Source organism: Chitinophaga pollutisoli, assembly GCF_038396755.1.
GTDB classification, from domain to species: Bacteria; Bacteroidota; Bacteroidia; order Chitinophagales; family Chitinophagaceae; genus Chitinophaga; species Chitinophaga pollutisoli.
This window is the reverse complement of record NZ_CP149822.1, coordinates 5,086,398-5,100,544: the sequence shown is the minus strand read 5'-3', so window position 1 is coordinate 5,100,544 and position 14,147 is coordinate 5,086,398. Positions and strand designations below refer to the sequence as shown.

General features: G+C 54.4%; 13 protein-coding genes. 10 read left to right on the top strand and 3 right to left on the bottom strand.

All coding sequences use genetic code 11. The features are described from left to right. Positions 1-19 precede the first annotated feature (19 nt). Complete coding sequence (locus WJU16_RS21710) at positions 20-976, bottom strand: hypothetical protein (protein WP_341835499.1); 957 nt, start codon at positions 974-976, stop codon at positions 20-22. Positions 977-1,057: 81 nt separating this feature from the next. Here WJU16_RS21710 and WJU16_RS21705 point away from each other — a divergent pair, with 81 nt between their 5' ends. After that, positions 1,058-1,810, top strand: a complete 753-nt coding sequence (locus WJU16_RS21705) for a glycosyltransferase family 2 protein (protein ID WP_341835498.1) — start codon at positions 1,058-1,060, stop codon at positions 1,808-1,810. Here the strand turns inward: WJU16_RS21705 and WJU16_RS21700 are convergent, their stop codons facing one another. Next, positions 1,811-2,095 carry a helix-turn-helix transcriptional regulator gene (locus WJU16_RS21700; protein WP_341835497.1) on the bottom strand — a complete coding sequence of 95 codons (285 nt, stop codon included), beginning with the start codon at positions 2,093-2,095 and terminating at the stop codon, positions 1,811-1,813. Between the two features lie 105 nt (positions 2,096-2,200). On the opposite strand from WJU16_RS21700, the gene WJU16_RS21695 reads away from it, so the two are divergent. Both WJU16_RS21695 and WJU16_RS21690 read left to right on the top strand, forming a co-directional pair. Continuing rightward, complete coding sequence (locus WJU16_RS21695; RefSeq protein WP_341835496.1) at positions 2,201-2,443, top strand: hypothetical protein; 243 nt, start codon at positions 2,201-2,203, stop codon at positions 2,441-2,443. A gap of 151 nt (positions 2,444-2,594) precedes the next feature. Next, a complete protein-coding gene (locus WJU16_RS21690; protein ID WP_341835495.1) occupies positions 2,595-3,182 on the top strand; it encodes a hypothetical protein in 588 nt (195 codons plus the stop codon). 92 nt (positions 3,183-3,274) lie between these two features. Here the strand turns inward: WJU16_RS21690 and WJU16_RS21685 are convergent, their stop codons facing one another. Beyond that, positions 3,275-5,968: a putative LPS assembly protein LptD gene (locus WJU16_RS21685; protein ID WP_341835494.1), complete on the bottom strand. Its 2,694-nt coding sequence runs from the start codon at positions 5,966-5,968 to the stop codon at positions 3,275-3,277. Between the two features lie 226 nt (positions 5,969-6,194). Between WJU16_RS21685 and WJU16_RS21680 the strand changes: the two genes are divergently transcribed. The 7 genes from WJU16_RS21680 (at position 6,195) to WJU16_RS21650 (ending at position 14,119) form a co-directional block, all read left to right on the top strand. Continuing rightward, positions 6,195-7,466: an N-acetylmuramoyl-L-alanine amidase gene (locus tag WJU16_RS21680; protein ID WP_341835493.1), complete on the top strand. Its 1,272-nt coding sequence runs from the start codon at positions 6,195-6,197 to the stop codon at positions 7,464-7,466. 102 nt (positions 7,467-7,568) lie between these two features. After that, positions 7,569-8,564, top strand: coding sequence for an MlaD family protein (locus tag WJU16_RS21675; RefSeq protein ID WP_341835492.1), 996 nt, complete (start codon positions 7,569-7,571; stop codon positions 8,562-8,564). 11 nt (positions 8,565-8,575) lie between these two features. Beyond that, complete coding sequence (locus WJU16_RS21670; RefSeq protein ID WP_341835491.1) at positions 8,576-10,207, top strand: OstA-like protein; 1,632 nt, start codon at positions 8,576-8,578, stop codon at positions 10,205-10,207. Between the two features lie 22 nt (positions 10,208-10,229). Then, complete coding sequence (gene nhaA, locus WJU16_RS21665; protein ID WP_341835490.1) at positions 10,230-11,402, top strand: Na+/H+ antiporter NhaA; 1,173 nt, start codon at positions 10,230-10,232, stop codon at positions 11,400-11,402. An 87-nt stretch (positions 11,403-11,489) separates the two neighbouring features. Next, positions 11,490-11,960, top strand: coding sequence for a hypothetical protein (locus WJU16_RS21660; RefSeq protein ID WP_341835489.1), 471 nt, complete (start codon positions 11,490-11,492; stop codon positions 11,958-11,960). A 38-nt stretch (positions 11,961-11,998) separates the two neighbouring features. After that, a complete protein-coding gene (locus tag WJU16_RS21655) occupies positions 11,999-12,535 on the top strand; it encodes a hypothetical protein (protein ID WP_341835488.1) in 537 nt (178 codons plus the stop codon). Positions 12,536-12,607: 72 nt separating this feature from the next. Next, positions 12,608-14,119 carry an NAD(P)H-hydrate dehydratase gene (locus tag WJU16_RS21650; protein WP_341835487.1) on the top strand — a complete coding sequence of 504 codons (1,512 nt, stop codon included), beginning with the start codon at positions 12,608-12,610 and terminating at the stop codon, positions 14,117-14,119. The last annotated feature ends 28 nt before the right edge of the window (positions 14,120-14,147 follow it).

The window sequence follows — 14,147 nt, the reverse complement described above, 5'->3', positions numbered from 1 at the left end:
TATAGAAAAGAGCAGGCCATCATAGGTCCTTTTTCCCCATGAAAGTCCGTTTCAGCCACCGCTTGATCCGTTTAGTGGTTTTGTTATACCTGCGCCAGCGGTTCTCCAGGTCGTGTTCCTGCGAAAGAAATACGAAATCGGCCTCCCGTATGGGCTGTAGCTGCGCGGGATGCGTAATGGGAAGATCCATTTCCACGATCGGCATGGCCGCATGCGGATTAACGGCCTCCGTGGTGTGGGTGGCCCCTTCGCCGAAACCGATGTTGCTGATCAGGTTCACATTCGGCACGAGACAATGGCCGTTTTCGAAGAAAGACAGGAAATTGAACTGGTAATCCCAGGTATCTATCTGGCCGGCTTTCAGCCGTAGGAAAATATTACCCCAGTCGTGCACCATAAAGCGGTCGCCAAAAACTTTCTCCAGCACCGGCGCCACGTCTCTTTCGGGGAAACGGCTGAGCTCGCGGTCGTACCGCTGCCAAACCCTGCGCCAGCTGGCCCATCCCCAAACGTTGGTGTACCGCGACACGTAATAGCTCGCTTCGCCCCACTTCCGGCCCATTTGCAGGTTCGTGCCCGTTACGGAAAAAATGGAAGTTTCGTGGCGGTAGCGCTCCAGCATTTCGTCACAGTACGCGAAAAAAGTATATGCGGGGAAACAGTCATCTTCCAGGATAATCCCTTCCGGTTCGTTCTCGAAAAACCAGGTGATGGCGTCGGAAACTGCCACTTTGCAGCCAAAGTTCACGTCGCAGAAGCGGGTTTTCACTTCACAATCCCAATCCACCAGCTGCGCAATCTCGCGGACCTGCCGGCAGGCTTCCACATCACCGGGCCGGGAAGCGCGGGGGCCATCGGCAGCGATGTACAGTTTATCCGGCTGTACCTCGCGGATGCGGGAAAACACTTTCCGGGCTTGTTCCGGGCGGTTAAAAACGATGAAAAGGACAGGGGACTTGGCTTTATAAGCTGGCATATGGTGCTTTTTGAACTTGGCCGCCAAATTAGGAATTACAGTTCAGGAGGGCAAATTATATATTATTTTTGCTTTTCAACTATGATGAACAATACGAACGCACAGCCCAGGGTAACCATTGTTATTGCGACATTCAACGCCGAAGCGCATCTCCCCGATTGCCTGGCATCCATTGCCGCGCTGGAACTGGACGCGCTGGAAGTAGTGGTAGCCGACGGCGGCAGTACCGACGGCACGATGGCGATCCTCCGGGAAAGCCCCTACCCGTTTCTTCGCTGGACGAGCGAGCCCGACAAAGGGATATATGATGCATTGAACAAAGGCGCAAAGATGGCGCGCGGCACCTGGGTACACTTCCTGGGGTCCGACGATCGTTTGCTGCCGGGTTTCGCGGAGCTGTATCATCAGTTAAAAGACCCCAACACCATTTACTACGCCAACAGTGAAGAGTGGTATAGCGGGGAAGGCAAGCCGAAATATCATCTCCTCGGCGGGAAATTCAATAAATATCGCATGGCGAAATACACCGTCAATCACCAGGCGATCGTATATCCTTCGGTGGTTTTCAGGGATCATGCCTATGACCTCAAATATAAGATCCTGGCCGATTACGCGCTGAATATCCAATTATGGGGCAGCAGCCGTTTCCGGAAGCAATACCTCCCGCTTTACATCGCGAAATATAATATGAACGGCTTTTCGTCTGACATCGAGGATTGGGTTTTCAAGGCCGACAAGCCCATGCTGATCCGCCGTTACCTGGGGCTGATCGTGTACTGGCGGTACCGGTTGAAAGTGATGAAAAAGAAGCGGGAAGGCCATCATGATTTCTGATCAATGTACCCTTTTGCCATGGATGGGATGGCTGGTATTATTACCGTTGTTGTCGGCGGGATGGATGTGAAAAAATGTGACCGGGTGCACCCGAAGGGCCTGCGCCAGCTCCAGCAGGGTGGATAATTGCGGGTCTACGTCCGCCCGTTCTATTTTGGAAATATCCGCATGATCGACACGGCACAACGCGGCGAGTTTGCGGAGACTAAGTCCCGCAGACTGCCTGATCTTTCTAATATTCTGACCTATGGCTTTCCTTTCTATATGTTGGTTGCCGTTCGCCATGCGATTGCGGCAGCCAAATTGATTTTTTCTTTCCAAAAGTTGTTGGGCCCTGACCCAACAATGTATAATTTCCTTAACTTTCCATTCACAAATGCACCTGACTCCATGCAATCGACTGAATTTGAGCACCCCGTCCACGAGAAAATACTGCGCTTCCTGGAGCAGCTGGAACCACTGGGTCCCACATTCGTGCATATCCGTCTTACCGGCAACGATTCCCATTTCTTACGACAAGTAACCGTCCACTCCGTAAAAGTGGGCACAGCGCCGTACTCTTCCCAACATTATTTCCCATCCTCCACCGTTTCATCCAGCGTGATTATCCTCTCAAAGGACATTCCCCGCTAAAAAATATTTCAATCAATGGATTTTTCAAACGACCGGGTAATCCTGCCCGGTTTTTTTATCTAGATAAGCCTCCAACGCTTTCATTTCTAGAAACGGATACCTATTTTTATAAATATTAAAATTTAATTAATCCCTTTCACTACACACCCACATGAAAAAACTGCTATTGCTGTTTGGCGTATGCCTGACGTCTACCTGTGCCTGGTCTCAATCCTTTATGCACGGCGCCGGCGCTACCGCTTTTTTTGAAAAGTACAAGGACGTTGAATCTTCCACCACATCCGTGGGCTTCACCTACTCCCCGCGGTTCAATTTCGTGGAATCGGAAAGCATGTCGGTTTCCGTAGGCATTCCTATCAGCCTGGCCTTTACCGGCAGCGGCGCGTACAATTCCCGGGAAGGCGCTTCCGAAAGTTCGAAACTCGGCATCCTCATCAACGCCCCTGTGATCGTAAACCTCAACTTCGGCGCCGGCTCCTCCCCTGATAACGAAAACCGCGTGGGCGGCTTCATCGGCGGCGGCGGCGGCTTCCACTGGGGCGCTTCCACCGATCAGCTCGACCAGAACGGCAACGTCAAAAACGTTGGCGGCACCACCTTTGGGTATACCGGCAACGCCGGTGTCCGTTTCGCCATCGGTGACATCGGCAACACCGTCGAAATCAAAGCCTCTTACTTCAAAGGCGTCAACGAAAACAAAATGGACCTCATCGGAGTAGGCCTGATCTACAACTTCTGATACCGTCACTTCCCAATGAAAAAGGCTGGTCGCATGGACCAGCCTTTTTCATTATGATAAATTAAAATTCAAACAGGTATGCGGCTCCCCCTTTACAAATCCAGGAACTGCCGCGTTCGGTTGATGCGGAGATCGCGCAGGATGCCGGCTTTGGGGTTGATGGTGATACTGAACTGCCGATAGCTGCCGAAAGGCACCAGGTTGATGCTCATTTGCCAGCAGTGCAAGTCACGCGATATGGTGAGCGTGGTGTAAGAGATCTGTTTCAGCCGGAAATCGAAACCGCTGCTCATGATGATCTTCCACTTGGGCGTAAGGCTGAAATCGCCGTTAAAACCCAGGAACTGCGTGAAAATAGTGGTATCGCGCAGCAGGTCCGCCGAGCGGCCGCGGGTATAGTTGAGGCTGTAAGACAGGTCTAAACGCCATGGAATATCGAAATCCACGTAATCGCCCGGGTTGGCGCGCATCATTTCCAGCTGGCGGCGCTGTTCTTCCAGCTGTGCTTCGGGCAACGCCCCCTCTTCCTCCATTTCCTCCTTCTGCCGCTGTTTCTCCTTCGACTTCGGGTCCTGGCTCTGGAACGACGTGCTCATAGCGATATTTGCATTGGTGAGGCGGCCCAGGCTGAAGTTTTCGCCATTCCAGGCATAGGCGTCTATCCGCCGGCCAAACTGGTTCACCTGGTAGGGGTCGAAGGTACCGCTGGCGGAAATGTTCACTTTCTCCCACAAATTGGTGCGGGCGTTGAGCATGAAGGGCGACAACTTGAAGCTGTCGGCCACAAGGTTGTAGCTGGAACTGATCCCGAAACCGTCCAGGATTTTCACTTTCCGGTATCCCGAGGTGTCTTTGCTGGATTTCACCTTCATTTCCAGGTTGTTATCGATCCCAAAGGTCAAACCCGCGAAGGTTTGGTTGGGAGAACCGCCGAAGGGCGCGCCCTGGTAGAAGCTGTAAAGCATCTTACGGCCCTGGGCGTCCACCTGCAGGGAGTCGTACTCGTGGGCGGCCAGGTTGGGCGAATAGTTGAACCCTACGTTCGGGCGCATCACGTGACGGATGGCCTGCACGCGCGAATTCTTGCCCTTGAACCCGTACATCCCGTAAAGCGCCGTGCTCAGTGAGGCGCCGGTAGACATGGCGCTGCTGCGGAAAAACCCGTTCTCGTAAGTGGTGTCGAGGTTCTGGTCTGCCGCATTCCAGGCCAGCCTTTGCCGGCGGATATACCATTTTTCGGTATAGTTCACGTTCGGCGTCATGATGATGTTCCGGGTCACGGGGATCGACAGCGTGATGGGGATCTGGTGCTGCATGCCGGCCTGCAGGTTATCGAACATCGCCGGCTTGCCGAAAGTGGAATCGGCGAACCGTATGTTGTTGCGCAGCAGAGCGTTATAACTTACGCCGATCTTCTCGTACCATTTCGGGTTGCCAACCATTTCCTGGCGCTGGAACGGATAGAGGGTATTTACGTTGAACGACCCGTCGGGGAAGTTAATATTATATTGGCGGGTCAGGTTGTTCTGGTTGTGGTTGGCGGCGAGCGTCAGGTTGTAAGGCTTGCCCACCCAGCTTTTGGAATAGTTGATGGACGACGACATGTTGTTGTTCAGCCTCCTCGATGCGTCGAACACGTTGTACTGGTTGAAGGTAGAGGTTCCGAACTGGACGCTGGCGCCGAAATTCGTACCGGGACGGGCCTTACCGTCCTGGCTATGGCTCCAGGAGAACTGGAAGTCCTTCGAGCGGGTGAAATCCTCTTTCACTTCCTGGTCGCCGGTCCGGGTGAGGGCATAGGAAAAGTTGAAACCGCCGTTATATTTATATCGTTTGCGGTATGTGGGGCTGATGGTGGTGCCCCAGCTGCCGTAGGAATAGATGTTGGCGCGGACGGTGACGTCGAGGTATTCGCCGAGGCCGAAGTAGTACCCTCCGTTTTCGAGGCCGAGGCCTTTCTGCTGGTTCACGACGTATTGCGGGGGCAGCAGGCCGGTACGCTGGCCGGAACTGATGGGGAAAATAGCGAAGGGGATGAAAAGCGGCGTGGGGATGCCTTCGATCTCCAGGTTTGCCGGCCCCGACACGATCAGTTTGTTGGGGATCACCTTGATCTTTTTGGCGCGGAACGAGAAGTGCGGCGTATCGAGGTTACAGGTGGTATATCCATTGCGGAAACCGAAGATGGTATTGTCGGGCTGCTTTTTTACTTTATCACTGGCCACGAAACCTTCGCCGTATTGGGCACGGGTTTGGTAGATCATGGCTTTCCCGGTATTAAAATTGTACTGGACGGAGTCCATTTCGGAACTGGTGGCGCCGTCGTTCAATGCGGCCTTATCCATGGGTTTGCCGGCGGTATCAAGGCCCATGCGGGAAGTGAGGATGCCGGTGGCCTGGTTGAAGTCCATGGTATTCCCCGTGAGCTGGGTGTTTTCGTATTTGACGTCGGCTTTTTTGTAGAGACGGAATTCTTTCCTTTTGACGAGCATCACGATGGAGTCTTCCGCTTTATAATTGACGGGTGCGGTGAGGCTGTCCTTCGAAAGGCGTATACCGGTAGTGTCGGTTTGCACGACGGAAGTAGTATCGAGATGGATGGAATCGGCGGTGGCCGGCGGGATGGAATCCGGCACGGGCACGGGGCGCGGGCGGATCGTATCGGCTTCCAGGGCCTTCCGGTCGGGGAAAGCGACGGGGTGCGGCTGCGGAACGGTGTCTGTGAAAATTTTGTTAAAGTGAACCGGCTGAAACCCGGCAGCAATGGCTATTTCGTCTTTCAGCAAGGACCAGGCCGTGAATAAAAGTACGATCAGCGGCAGGAACCGCCGCCTTAAAAAGTTTTTTAAATTATTTTTGCAGAAAGGGTCCATGTGTTAAGCGGGCACAAACCTACATGATTTTATACAATTTATTACACAAGTCGTAAAGACAAATGCATGTAGGCGCGGCGGCAGGGAACGGACCTTAAAAGACAGGAACTGACTCAACCCATTAAAACATAGTATTGACATGCGCTGGAAAAGAGTTTTATTTTCAGGATTAGGCATAGGACTGCTCTATACCTTTTTCATTCAAGCAAAAATTGCACCGGATTACGGCCCGCCGGTGCAGGATAAACCTATACGCACCATCGTAGTCGACGCCGGCCACGGCGGGAGCGATCATGGGGCTACCGGGAAATTTTCGAGTGAGAAGGACATTACTTTAGATGTTGCCCTCAAGCTCGGCAAGCTCCTGGAAGAGATGTTCCCCGATGTAAAGATCGTGTATACACGTAAAACCGACCGTTTCGACGATGTGAACCGCAAAGCCGCCATCGCCAACGAAGCCAAGGGCGACCTCTTCATCTCGATACACTGCAACGCCGCCCCCGACATCAAACGTACCGTGGGCTATAAAACCGTTACTTACCGCGACAAAAAGAAACGCAAGCGTACCCGCAAGGTGCCCATCTACCAATCTTCCCCCAACCCCGCCAAAGGTACGGAAACCTATATTTGGGCCACCAGCAAGAACAATGCGAAGTCCGAATCCCTCCGGAACAACTCCGTGATCGTGTTCGACGCCAATTCCGAGGAAACGCAGCAGTTGATGGACACCAAGGACCCGGAGACCATCATCATGCTCAACACCCTGCGCAACGCGTTCTTCGACCAGAGCCTCCGCCTGTCGAACCTCGTGGAAGACGAGTTCACCAACGCCGGGCGGATCAGCCGCGGCGCCCGCCAGCGCAACGAGAAGGGTATCCTGGTGCTGCATGCTACCGCCATGCCCAGCGTGCTGGTGGAACTGGGCTTCATCAGCAATCCCGAAGAAGAAAAATACCTCAATTCGTCGGAAGGCCAGCACGAAATGGCAGGCTGCATTGCCCGTGCGGTTAAAAGATATAAAGAAGAACTGGAAGGACGGCACAAACCGGGCAGTATTGCGCCCCGGCAGGAAGAGCCCGTCCAGCCCGCCACTCCCCCGCCCGCGCGGGTAAATCCTGCCCAGGAGTCCCCCGCTGCCGGGGGGCCCTCCGCCGCGGATGCCGATAAAACGGATTATCGTGTACAATTGCTCACTACCGAGAAGGTGTACACGTCCCAATCCTCGCTGTTCAAAAACCTGAAGGGCGTGGAGCGCGAAACGCTCCGTCAGAAAGGGAAAAGTATTAATAAATATATATGGGGCAACTTCCGCACCGAGGCGGAAGCCAACGCCGCCCTGTACAAAGCCCGGAAAAACGGATTCAAAGACGCATTCGTGCTCACCTACCGGAATGGTGAGCGCATCGACTGACCCCTTCGCCCCCCATCTGGCCCGCCTTTTGCATTAATTCTGCTACCTACGACTGACGCACGATTGTTTTAACTATTTTTGCAAACGAACTAATTCTACCCGATGCTGAAAGTTAATAATGAAACGAAAGTAGGTATTCTGACCGTGATCGCCATCGTGCTGCTTGTGCTGGGGTTCAACATCCTCAAAGGCAGAAGCCTCTTTTCCACTAAAAAGACCATCTACGCTGTATATACGCAGGTAAACGGCCTGCAGCCCTCCAACGCCGTTATGGTCAACGGCCTGGGGATCGGCACCGTCCAGAGCCTCGAAGTGATGGACCAGCGCGCAGGGCGCATCCTCGTTACCCTGCAAATCAATAAAAACATCGAAATCCCCAAAAACTCCGTGGCCCGCATCAGCGCCGACCTGCTCGGCACCCGGAAAGTGGAGATCGATTTCGGGAACACCGAAGAAGTCCTCAAAAACAAGGACACCATTTACGCCGCGGTCGACGGTTCCATCACCGACGCCCTGAAAGAACAACTTTCCCCCCTCGTCAAGAAACTGGAGACCACCCTCGGCGCCGTGGATACCCTGCTGCTGACAGTCAACTCCGTGTTCGACACCACCACCAAGCATAACATCCGCCAGGCGGTAGCCGGCCTCAACGGGACGCTGAACAATCTCAACAACGCCACCCGGAATATCAACGGCATGCTGGCCGACGGCGGCAAGATCGCCGGTACGTTCGACAACTTCAACGCCGTTTCCGCGAACCTGAAAAACAATAACGACAAGATTTCCAATATCCTCACCAATTTCGACAAGGCATCCGGCTCGCTTGCCGGCGGCCAGATCGATTCCACCCTGGCCTCGCTGCACAGCACCATTTCGAGGCTGAACGAAGTGGCCGGGAAGATCAGCAGCACCGACGGTTCGCTGGGCCTCCTCATGAACGACCGCCAGGTGTACAACAACCTCCAGCATTCGCTCGGCAGCCTCAACAAGCTCCTGGAAGACCTGCGGTACAATCCCTGGAGATACGTACACCTCAGCGTGTTCGGCAGAAAAAACAAGGTAGTGCCCATTCCTTCCGATTCCGCCACCGCACAATGATACCAGCGAAAATGTTCAAACTTACGATACCAGGCCTCGTTCTCATCGGCGGAATAGGCGCGGCCGGGGCCATCACCTCGCCCGAAACTTCGCCGGGCCGGTACCAGGCGCACTATCAGGAAGATACATCCAAACTGATCCATCTGAACAGAGCGAAAAGCTTTGTCAATCTCCGGACCGATTCCAGCGAGGTACAACGCTTCGTGGGCGACGTGGAATTCCGGCAGGGCACCAGCCTGCTGAATTGCGACTCCGCCATGCTCGATAAAAGCAAAAACATCATTTATGCGTGGGGGCGCGTCCACCTCAACCAGGCCGACAGCGTGCATACGTATTCCGATGTGTTGACCTACTACGGAACAGAGCGCAGGGCCATGCTCACCGGCAACGCCAAACTGACGGATAACAAAATCGTCCTCACCTCCCCCGCCATCAATTACGAACTGAACAGCAAAATCGGGACGTACAACCTCGGCGGCAAACTCGTCAACGATTCCACCGTGCTCACGAGCCGCGAAGGGATCTATTACGGGGAAACGAAGGACGTGTATTTCAAGAAAGAAGTCGTGGTGATCGATCCCGGGTTTACGCTCGGTACCGACACGCTCATGTACAACACCGAAACCAAAATCGCGACCATCATGGCGCCGACGACGATCAACGACGGCAAAATGACCATGTACGTGACCGACGGTTATTACAATACCGACCAGGGTTACGGCCAATTTAGCCAGCGCCCCGTGATTGAAGACAGCACCAATACCTTCACGGCCAACGAGATCCAGACCGATAAAGCGACCGGCATATCGATCGCCACGGGTAATATGATCTGGCGCGACACCGCCCAGAAAATAGCCGTGCTGGCCAATTACGGCATCATCAACCAGCAACAGAAAACGGTGCTGGCCACCCAGCAGCCCGTTACACTGATCGAAGGCAAAACGGATACCCTGTTCGTGCGGGGCGACACCCTCTTTTCCGGCGTGATTCCCAGAACAATCGACAGCGCCGCGCTGCAGACCGACAGTTTGGGTATGCTTGCCAAAAAAGACACCACCACGCAACAGGACACCACCGAAAAGCGGTTCATCATCGCCTATCACAACGTGAAAATATTCTCCGACTCGCTGCAGGGTGTGTGCGACAGCCTGTACTATTCCGGCGTCGATTCCACGTTCCGGCTTTACCGCGATCCCGTATTGTGGGCCAACAGCAACCAACTGATCGGCGACACGATTTTCCTGTTTACCAAAAACCGCAAGGCCGACCGCCTCCTGCTCGACAATAACGCCATGATCATCAATGAAGTGGGGCCAGATATGTTCAACCAGATCAAAGGCAACACCATTCTCGGTTATTTCGGGGAAGAAAAGCTGGATTCCATGTACGTCAACGGTAACTCCGAAAACGTATACTACGTGCAGGACGACGACAGTGCTTTCATTTCCGTGAATAAACTGTTGACGGCCAATACCCGCGTTTATTTCGAGAAAGGCGAGCTCGAAAGGATCGTTTTTGTGAAAGAACCCGAAGGAACGATGTATCCCTTATCCCAGATCCCGCAGGAAGAAAAAAAGCTGAAGGGATTCCGCTGGGAAGTTGGCCGCAGGCCCAAATCCAAATATGAACTGCTCGGACAGTAATTTTTTCACCTAATACCAACTGATGAAGCTATTCTCCATTAAGGACCGTTTACTATCGCCTATCTGGCAATTTTTGCATGACAGCCGCGCCGTCGGCATTGTACTCATCGTTTGCACGGTAGTGTCCATGATTTTGGCAAACTCCGCATGGGGAACAGGATATACCACTTTCTTTTCCAATCTTTTCGACCCGCAAACCGGCCACCATCTTGAGTGGAACGGCTTGCACCTGCCCAACTCCTGGCTGTTGTGGATCAACGACGGGCTGATGGTGCTATTTTTCTTCCTGGTGGGCATGGAAATAAAGAGGGAGCTCATTTCCGGGGAGCTCGCTTCTATACGCAAATCGATCCTGCCGGTATTGGCGGCGGTTGGCGGGATGGTTGCGCCCGCGCTGATTTATGCCCTGTTCAATAGCCAGACCGACTACAATCATGGCTGGGGCATCCCCATGGCCACTGACATCGCCTTTTCACTCGGTGTGCTGTCGCTGCTAGGCAACCGCGTGCCCCTGCCCCTGAAGATCTTCCTGACCGCCCTCGCCATCATCGACGACCTCGGCGCGATCCTGACGATCGCCATTTTTTATACCGACGAGCTGCATACCACGTACCTGCTCGCTGGCGCAGGGATCATCGCTTTGCTGGCAGTGTTCAACTTGTTGAAAGTAAAGCATCTTATTTTCTATATCGTGCCCGGCGTCGTGCTGTGGTACTGCGTTTTCAATTCGGGGATCCATGCCACGATCGCGGGCGTTGCGCTGGCGTTCTGCATCCCGATGAGCAAGATCTCCATGCTGGAACATAACCTGCACGACCCGGTGAATTTCATCATCATGCCGTTATTCGCGCTGGCCAATACGGCGATCATTTTTCCCAACGATTTGATATCCGCCTTCTCGCATACCGTGAGCTACGGTATTATCGCGGGATTGGTGCTGGGCAAGCCGCTGGGCATTTTCGGCATGAGCTTCCTGGCGGTGAAGCTGCGTATCGCCAGCAAGCCCGACCAAACCAGCTGGAAGCAACTCTGGGGCGTGGGCATGATCGCCGGAATCGGGTTTACGATGAGCATTTTCATCGCTTCGCTCGCATTTAATGAAGCGGATATCCAGGTTGTATCCATCATGTCGGTGATACTCGCCTCGCTGATCGCTTCCGTAGCCGGATTTATCTTTTTGAAACGTTTAAAATAAATCCTTCGCCGCACCGTTTATGTGGCAACCCGTGTTGCCTTATTCCCCTGTCCGCCTTTGGCATTGTTATTGCAAATGTTTTACTGCATGAAGAACCGTTTCATCTATGCCATGATCCTGCTATGCCTGGCAGGCAGCGCCAGTGCGCAGCAGTCGCTCAAAGGACAAAAAGAAGCCGGTGTAAGAATGGGCCTTCCGCTCGGTGTTACAGTCCGGTATTTTTTCGCGGACAAATCCGCTGTGGAAGGGATCGTCGGGTTATATAACCGGACGTTTTCCGTGACGGCGCTGTATCAATATCATTTCGACCTGTCGGCCCTTACCATTCCCGGATTCGGGTGGTATGCAGGCGGCGGGGCGCACCTGGGCACCAGGGATATCGACGGCTCCTGGCGATTTCTGGCGGGAGTGGACGGTGTGGCGGGGCTCAATTACAATTTCGGCCCCATCCCCCTCAACCTCAGCCTCGACTGGAAGCCCGCAGTGCATTTCGGCGAATCTTCCGATTTGGCGGATTTCGCGGTATCGGCACGTTACATTTTCGGCAGCAAGAAATAAATCCATCCATACACCACCGTTTAATCTAAAATGCACATATGAAAAGGATTCTGTTGCTCTTCGGAGTACTTTCACTGATGATGACAACCTTCCAGGCAAACGCACAACGCAGAAGCAGCGGCGGCGGCAATCCGGCCGACTACAACACCGCGCTGGGCGTCAGGCTGAACCCCTGGCTCGTGGGCTTCACCGTAAAGCATTTCCTGAAAGGGCCGCATGCCATCGAAGGCATTGTCAGCCATTACTTCAATGGAAACGACGAGCCCACCAACGTAACCTTCACCGGTCTTTACGAGTATCATTGGAACGTGTTCGGTAAATCCGAATGGAACATGTACGCCGGCGGCGGCGCACATCTCGGCCTCTGGCGCGCTTATGAATGGGACAACGGCCGCAGGCGCGACCGCACCACCAAAGCCGTTGCAGGCCTGGATGGTATCTTCGGCGTGGAATATACTTTCAAGAATATTCCCCTGAATCTGAGCGCCGACCTGAAACCGTACGTTAACTTCAACGGTTACAACGACTTTATCGGCGAACAGATCGGCGGCGTTTCCGCACGTTATACATTCTAAAAGTTCACCCGCAAATCACCAGGCGGCTGCTCCGGCAAGGGGCAGCCGCTTTTTTTTGTTATCTTGGTGGATATGAAAATCTTATCCGCCCCGCAAATCCGTGAAGCCGACGCTTACACGATCGCACATGAGCCCGTTTCGGGACTGCTGCTCATGGAGCGCGCGGCGGCGGCGTGTGCGGACTGGATCTTGCGCAGGTATGCGGGCAGCTCCCGCCCTTTCTATATTTTCTGCGGGCCGGGGAATAATGGCGGCGACGGGCTCGTGATCGCCCGGCTGCTGGCGGAGAATGGTTTTGCCGTGCAAGCGTGGCTCGTGGCGGCGGGGAATGTTTCACCCGACAACCTCGCCAACCAGGCGCGCGTTCCCTTTTTACAAAAGATTAATGCCCCTGCGGATTTCCCGCACATGGAAGAACCCGGCGTGATCATCGACGCGCTTTTCGGGACGGGCCTCAACCGCCCGCTGGACGGCTGGGTGGCGGGGATCATCCACCAGATCAACGACCAGCGCGGTCGGCAGGAGATCATCGCGATCGATATGCCTTCCGGGCTGATGGCGGATCAAAGTTCCAAAGGCCATGCGTGCGTTCATGCCCGTTATACCATCACATTCGAATACTGGAAACTTGCGCTGTTGCTGCCGGAGAACGGCGGGTTCGCCGGGGAAACGGTGTTGATGCCCATCGGCCTGCACCCGGCGTATACAGCGGCGGTGCAAACGGAATTCCATCTGACGGATATGGAGATGATCCGGACGGTTTACCGGCCGAGGGATCCCTTCGCGCACAAAGGCACTTACGGCCATGCGCTGCTGGTGGCGGGAAGTTATGGCAAGATGGGCGCAGCGGTGCTGGCAGCCCGTGCTGTGATGCGTGCAGGCGCAGGCTTGCTGACGGTACATATTCCGCGTTGCGGCTATGAAATTATGCAAACGGCGTTCCCCGAGGCCATGTGCGAAACGGAGGAACTGGCATCGCATTCCGCACATTTCGACGAGCCTTTCCGCCTGCGCCGCGCGCCGGATTACGACGTGATCGGGATCGGGCCAGGCATCGGGACGGACCCTTCCACCGCCAAAGCCTTCGAACGCCTGCTGGGCCACTGGCAGGGGCCATTGGTGCTGGATGCCGACGCACTCAATATCTTGTCCAAATGGCCGTCTTTAATGCCGCTGGTGCCGAAGCTCAGCATCCTCACCCCCCATCCGAAAGAGTTTGAAAGGCTTTTCGGGGCGGCCGGAGATCATTTTGAACGGCTGGCTCTGCTCCGCGCCAAAGCGAAGGAATGGCAGTGGTATATTTTGCTGAAGGGGCGGTTCACAGCGATGGCTTGTCCGGACGGGTCGGTATTTTTCAATCCCACGGGGAACCCAGGCATGGCGACCGCCGGCAGCGGCGACGTACTCACCGGAATACTGACGGGGCTCCTGGCCCAGGGGTACGGCCCTAAAGCCGCGCTGATCCTCGGCGCCTGGCTCCACGGAAAAGCCGGTGACCTGGCCGCAGCCATCTCCCCCGAATCCCTCATCGCTTCCGATATCGTCGATTACCTCGCCAACGCTTATGCGGAAATACAACAGTAGCGTCCATATTACACTTATACTAAATATA

Excerpts from the sequence above, each read along its gene's own strand:
- WJU16_RS21650 (WP_341835487.1), top strand. The coding sequence starts at position 12,608 with ATGAAAATCTTATCCGCCCCGCAAATCCGTGAAGCCGACGCTTACACG.
- WJU16_RS21705 (WP_341835498.1), top strand. The coding sequence starts at position 1,058 with ATGATGAACAATACGAACGCACAGCCCAGGGTAACCATTGTTATTGCG.
- WJU16_RS21655 (WP_341835488.1), top strand. The coding sequence starts at position 11,999 with ATGAAAAGGATTCTGTTGCTCTTCGGAGTACTTTCACTGATGATGACA.
- WJU16_RS21710 (WP_341835499.1), bottom strand. The coding sequence starts at position 976 with ATGCCAGCTTATAAAGCCAAGTCCCCTGTCCTTTTCATCGTTTTTAAC.
- WJU16_RS21700 (WP_341835497.1), bottom strand. The coding sequence starts at position 2,095 with ATGGCGAACGGCAACCAACATATAGAAAGGAAAGCCATAGGTCAGAAT.
- WJU16_RS21660 (WP_341835489.1), top strand. The coding sequence starts at position 11,490 with ATGAAGAACCGTTTCATCTATGCCATGATCCTGCTATGCCTGGCAGGC.
- WJU16_RS21690 (WP_341835495.1), top strand. The coding sequence starts at position 2,595 with ATGAAAAAACTGCTATTGCTGTTTGGCGTATGCCTGACGTCTACCTGT.
- WJU16_RS21680 (WP_341835493.1), top strand. The coding sequence starts at position 6,195 with ATGCGCTGGAAAAGAGTTTTATTTTCAGGATTAGGCATAGGACTGCTC.
- WJU16_RS21670 (WP_341835491.1), top strand. The coding sequence starts at position 8,576 with ATGTTCAAACTTACGATACCAGGCCTCGTTCTCATCGGCGGAATAGGC.
- nhaA (WP_341835490.1), top strand. The coding sequence starts at position 10,230 with ATGAAGCTATTCTCCATTAAGGACCGTTTACTATCGCCTATCTGGCAA.
- WJU16_RS21695 (WP_341835496.1), top strand. The coding sequence starts at position 2,201 with ATGCAATCGACTGAATTTGAGCACCCCGTCCACGAGAAAATACTGCGC.
- WJU16_RS21675 (WP_341835492.1), top strand. The coding sequence starts at position 7,569 with ATGCTGAAAGTTAATAATGAAACGAAAGTAGGTATTCTGACCGTGATC.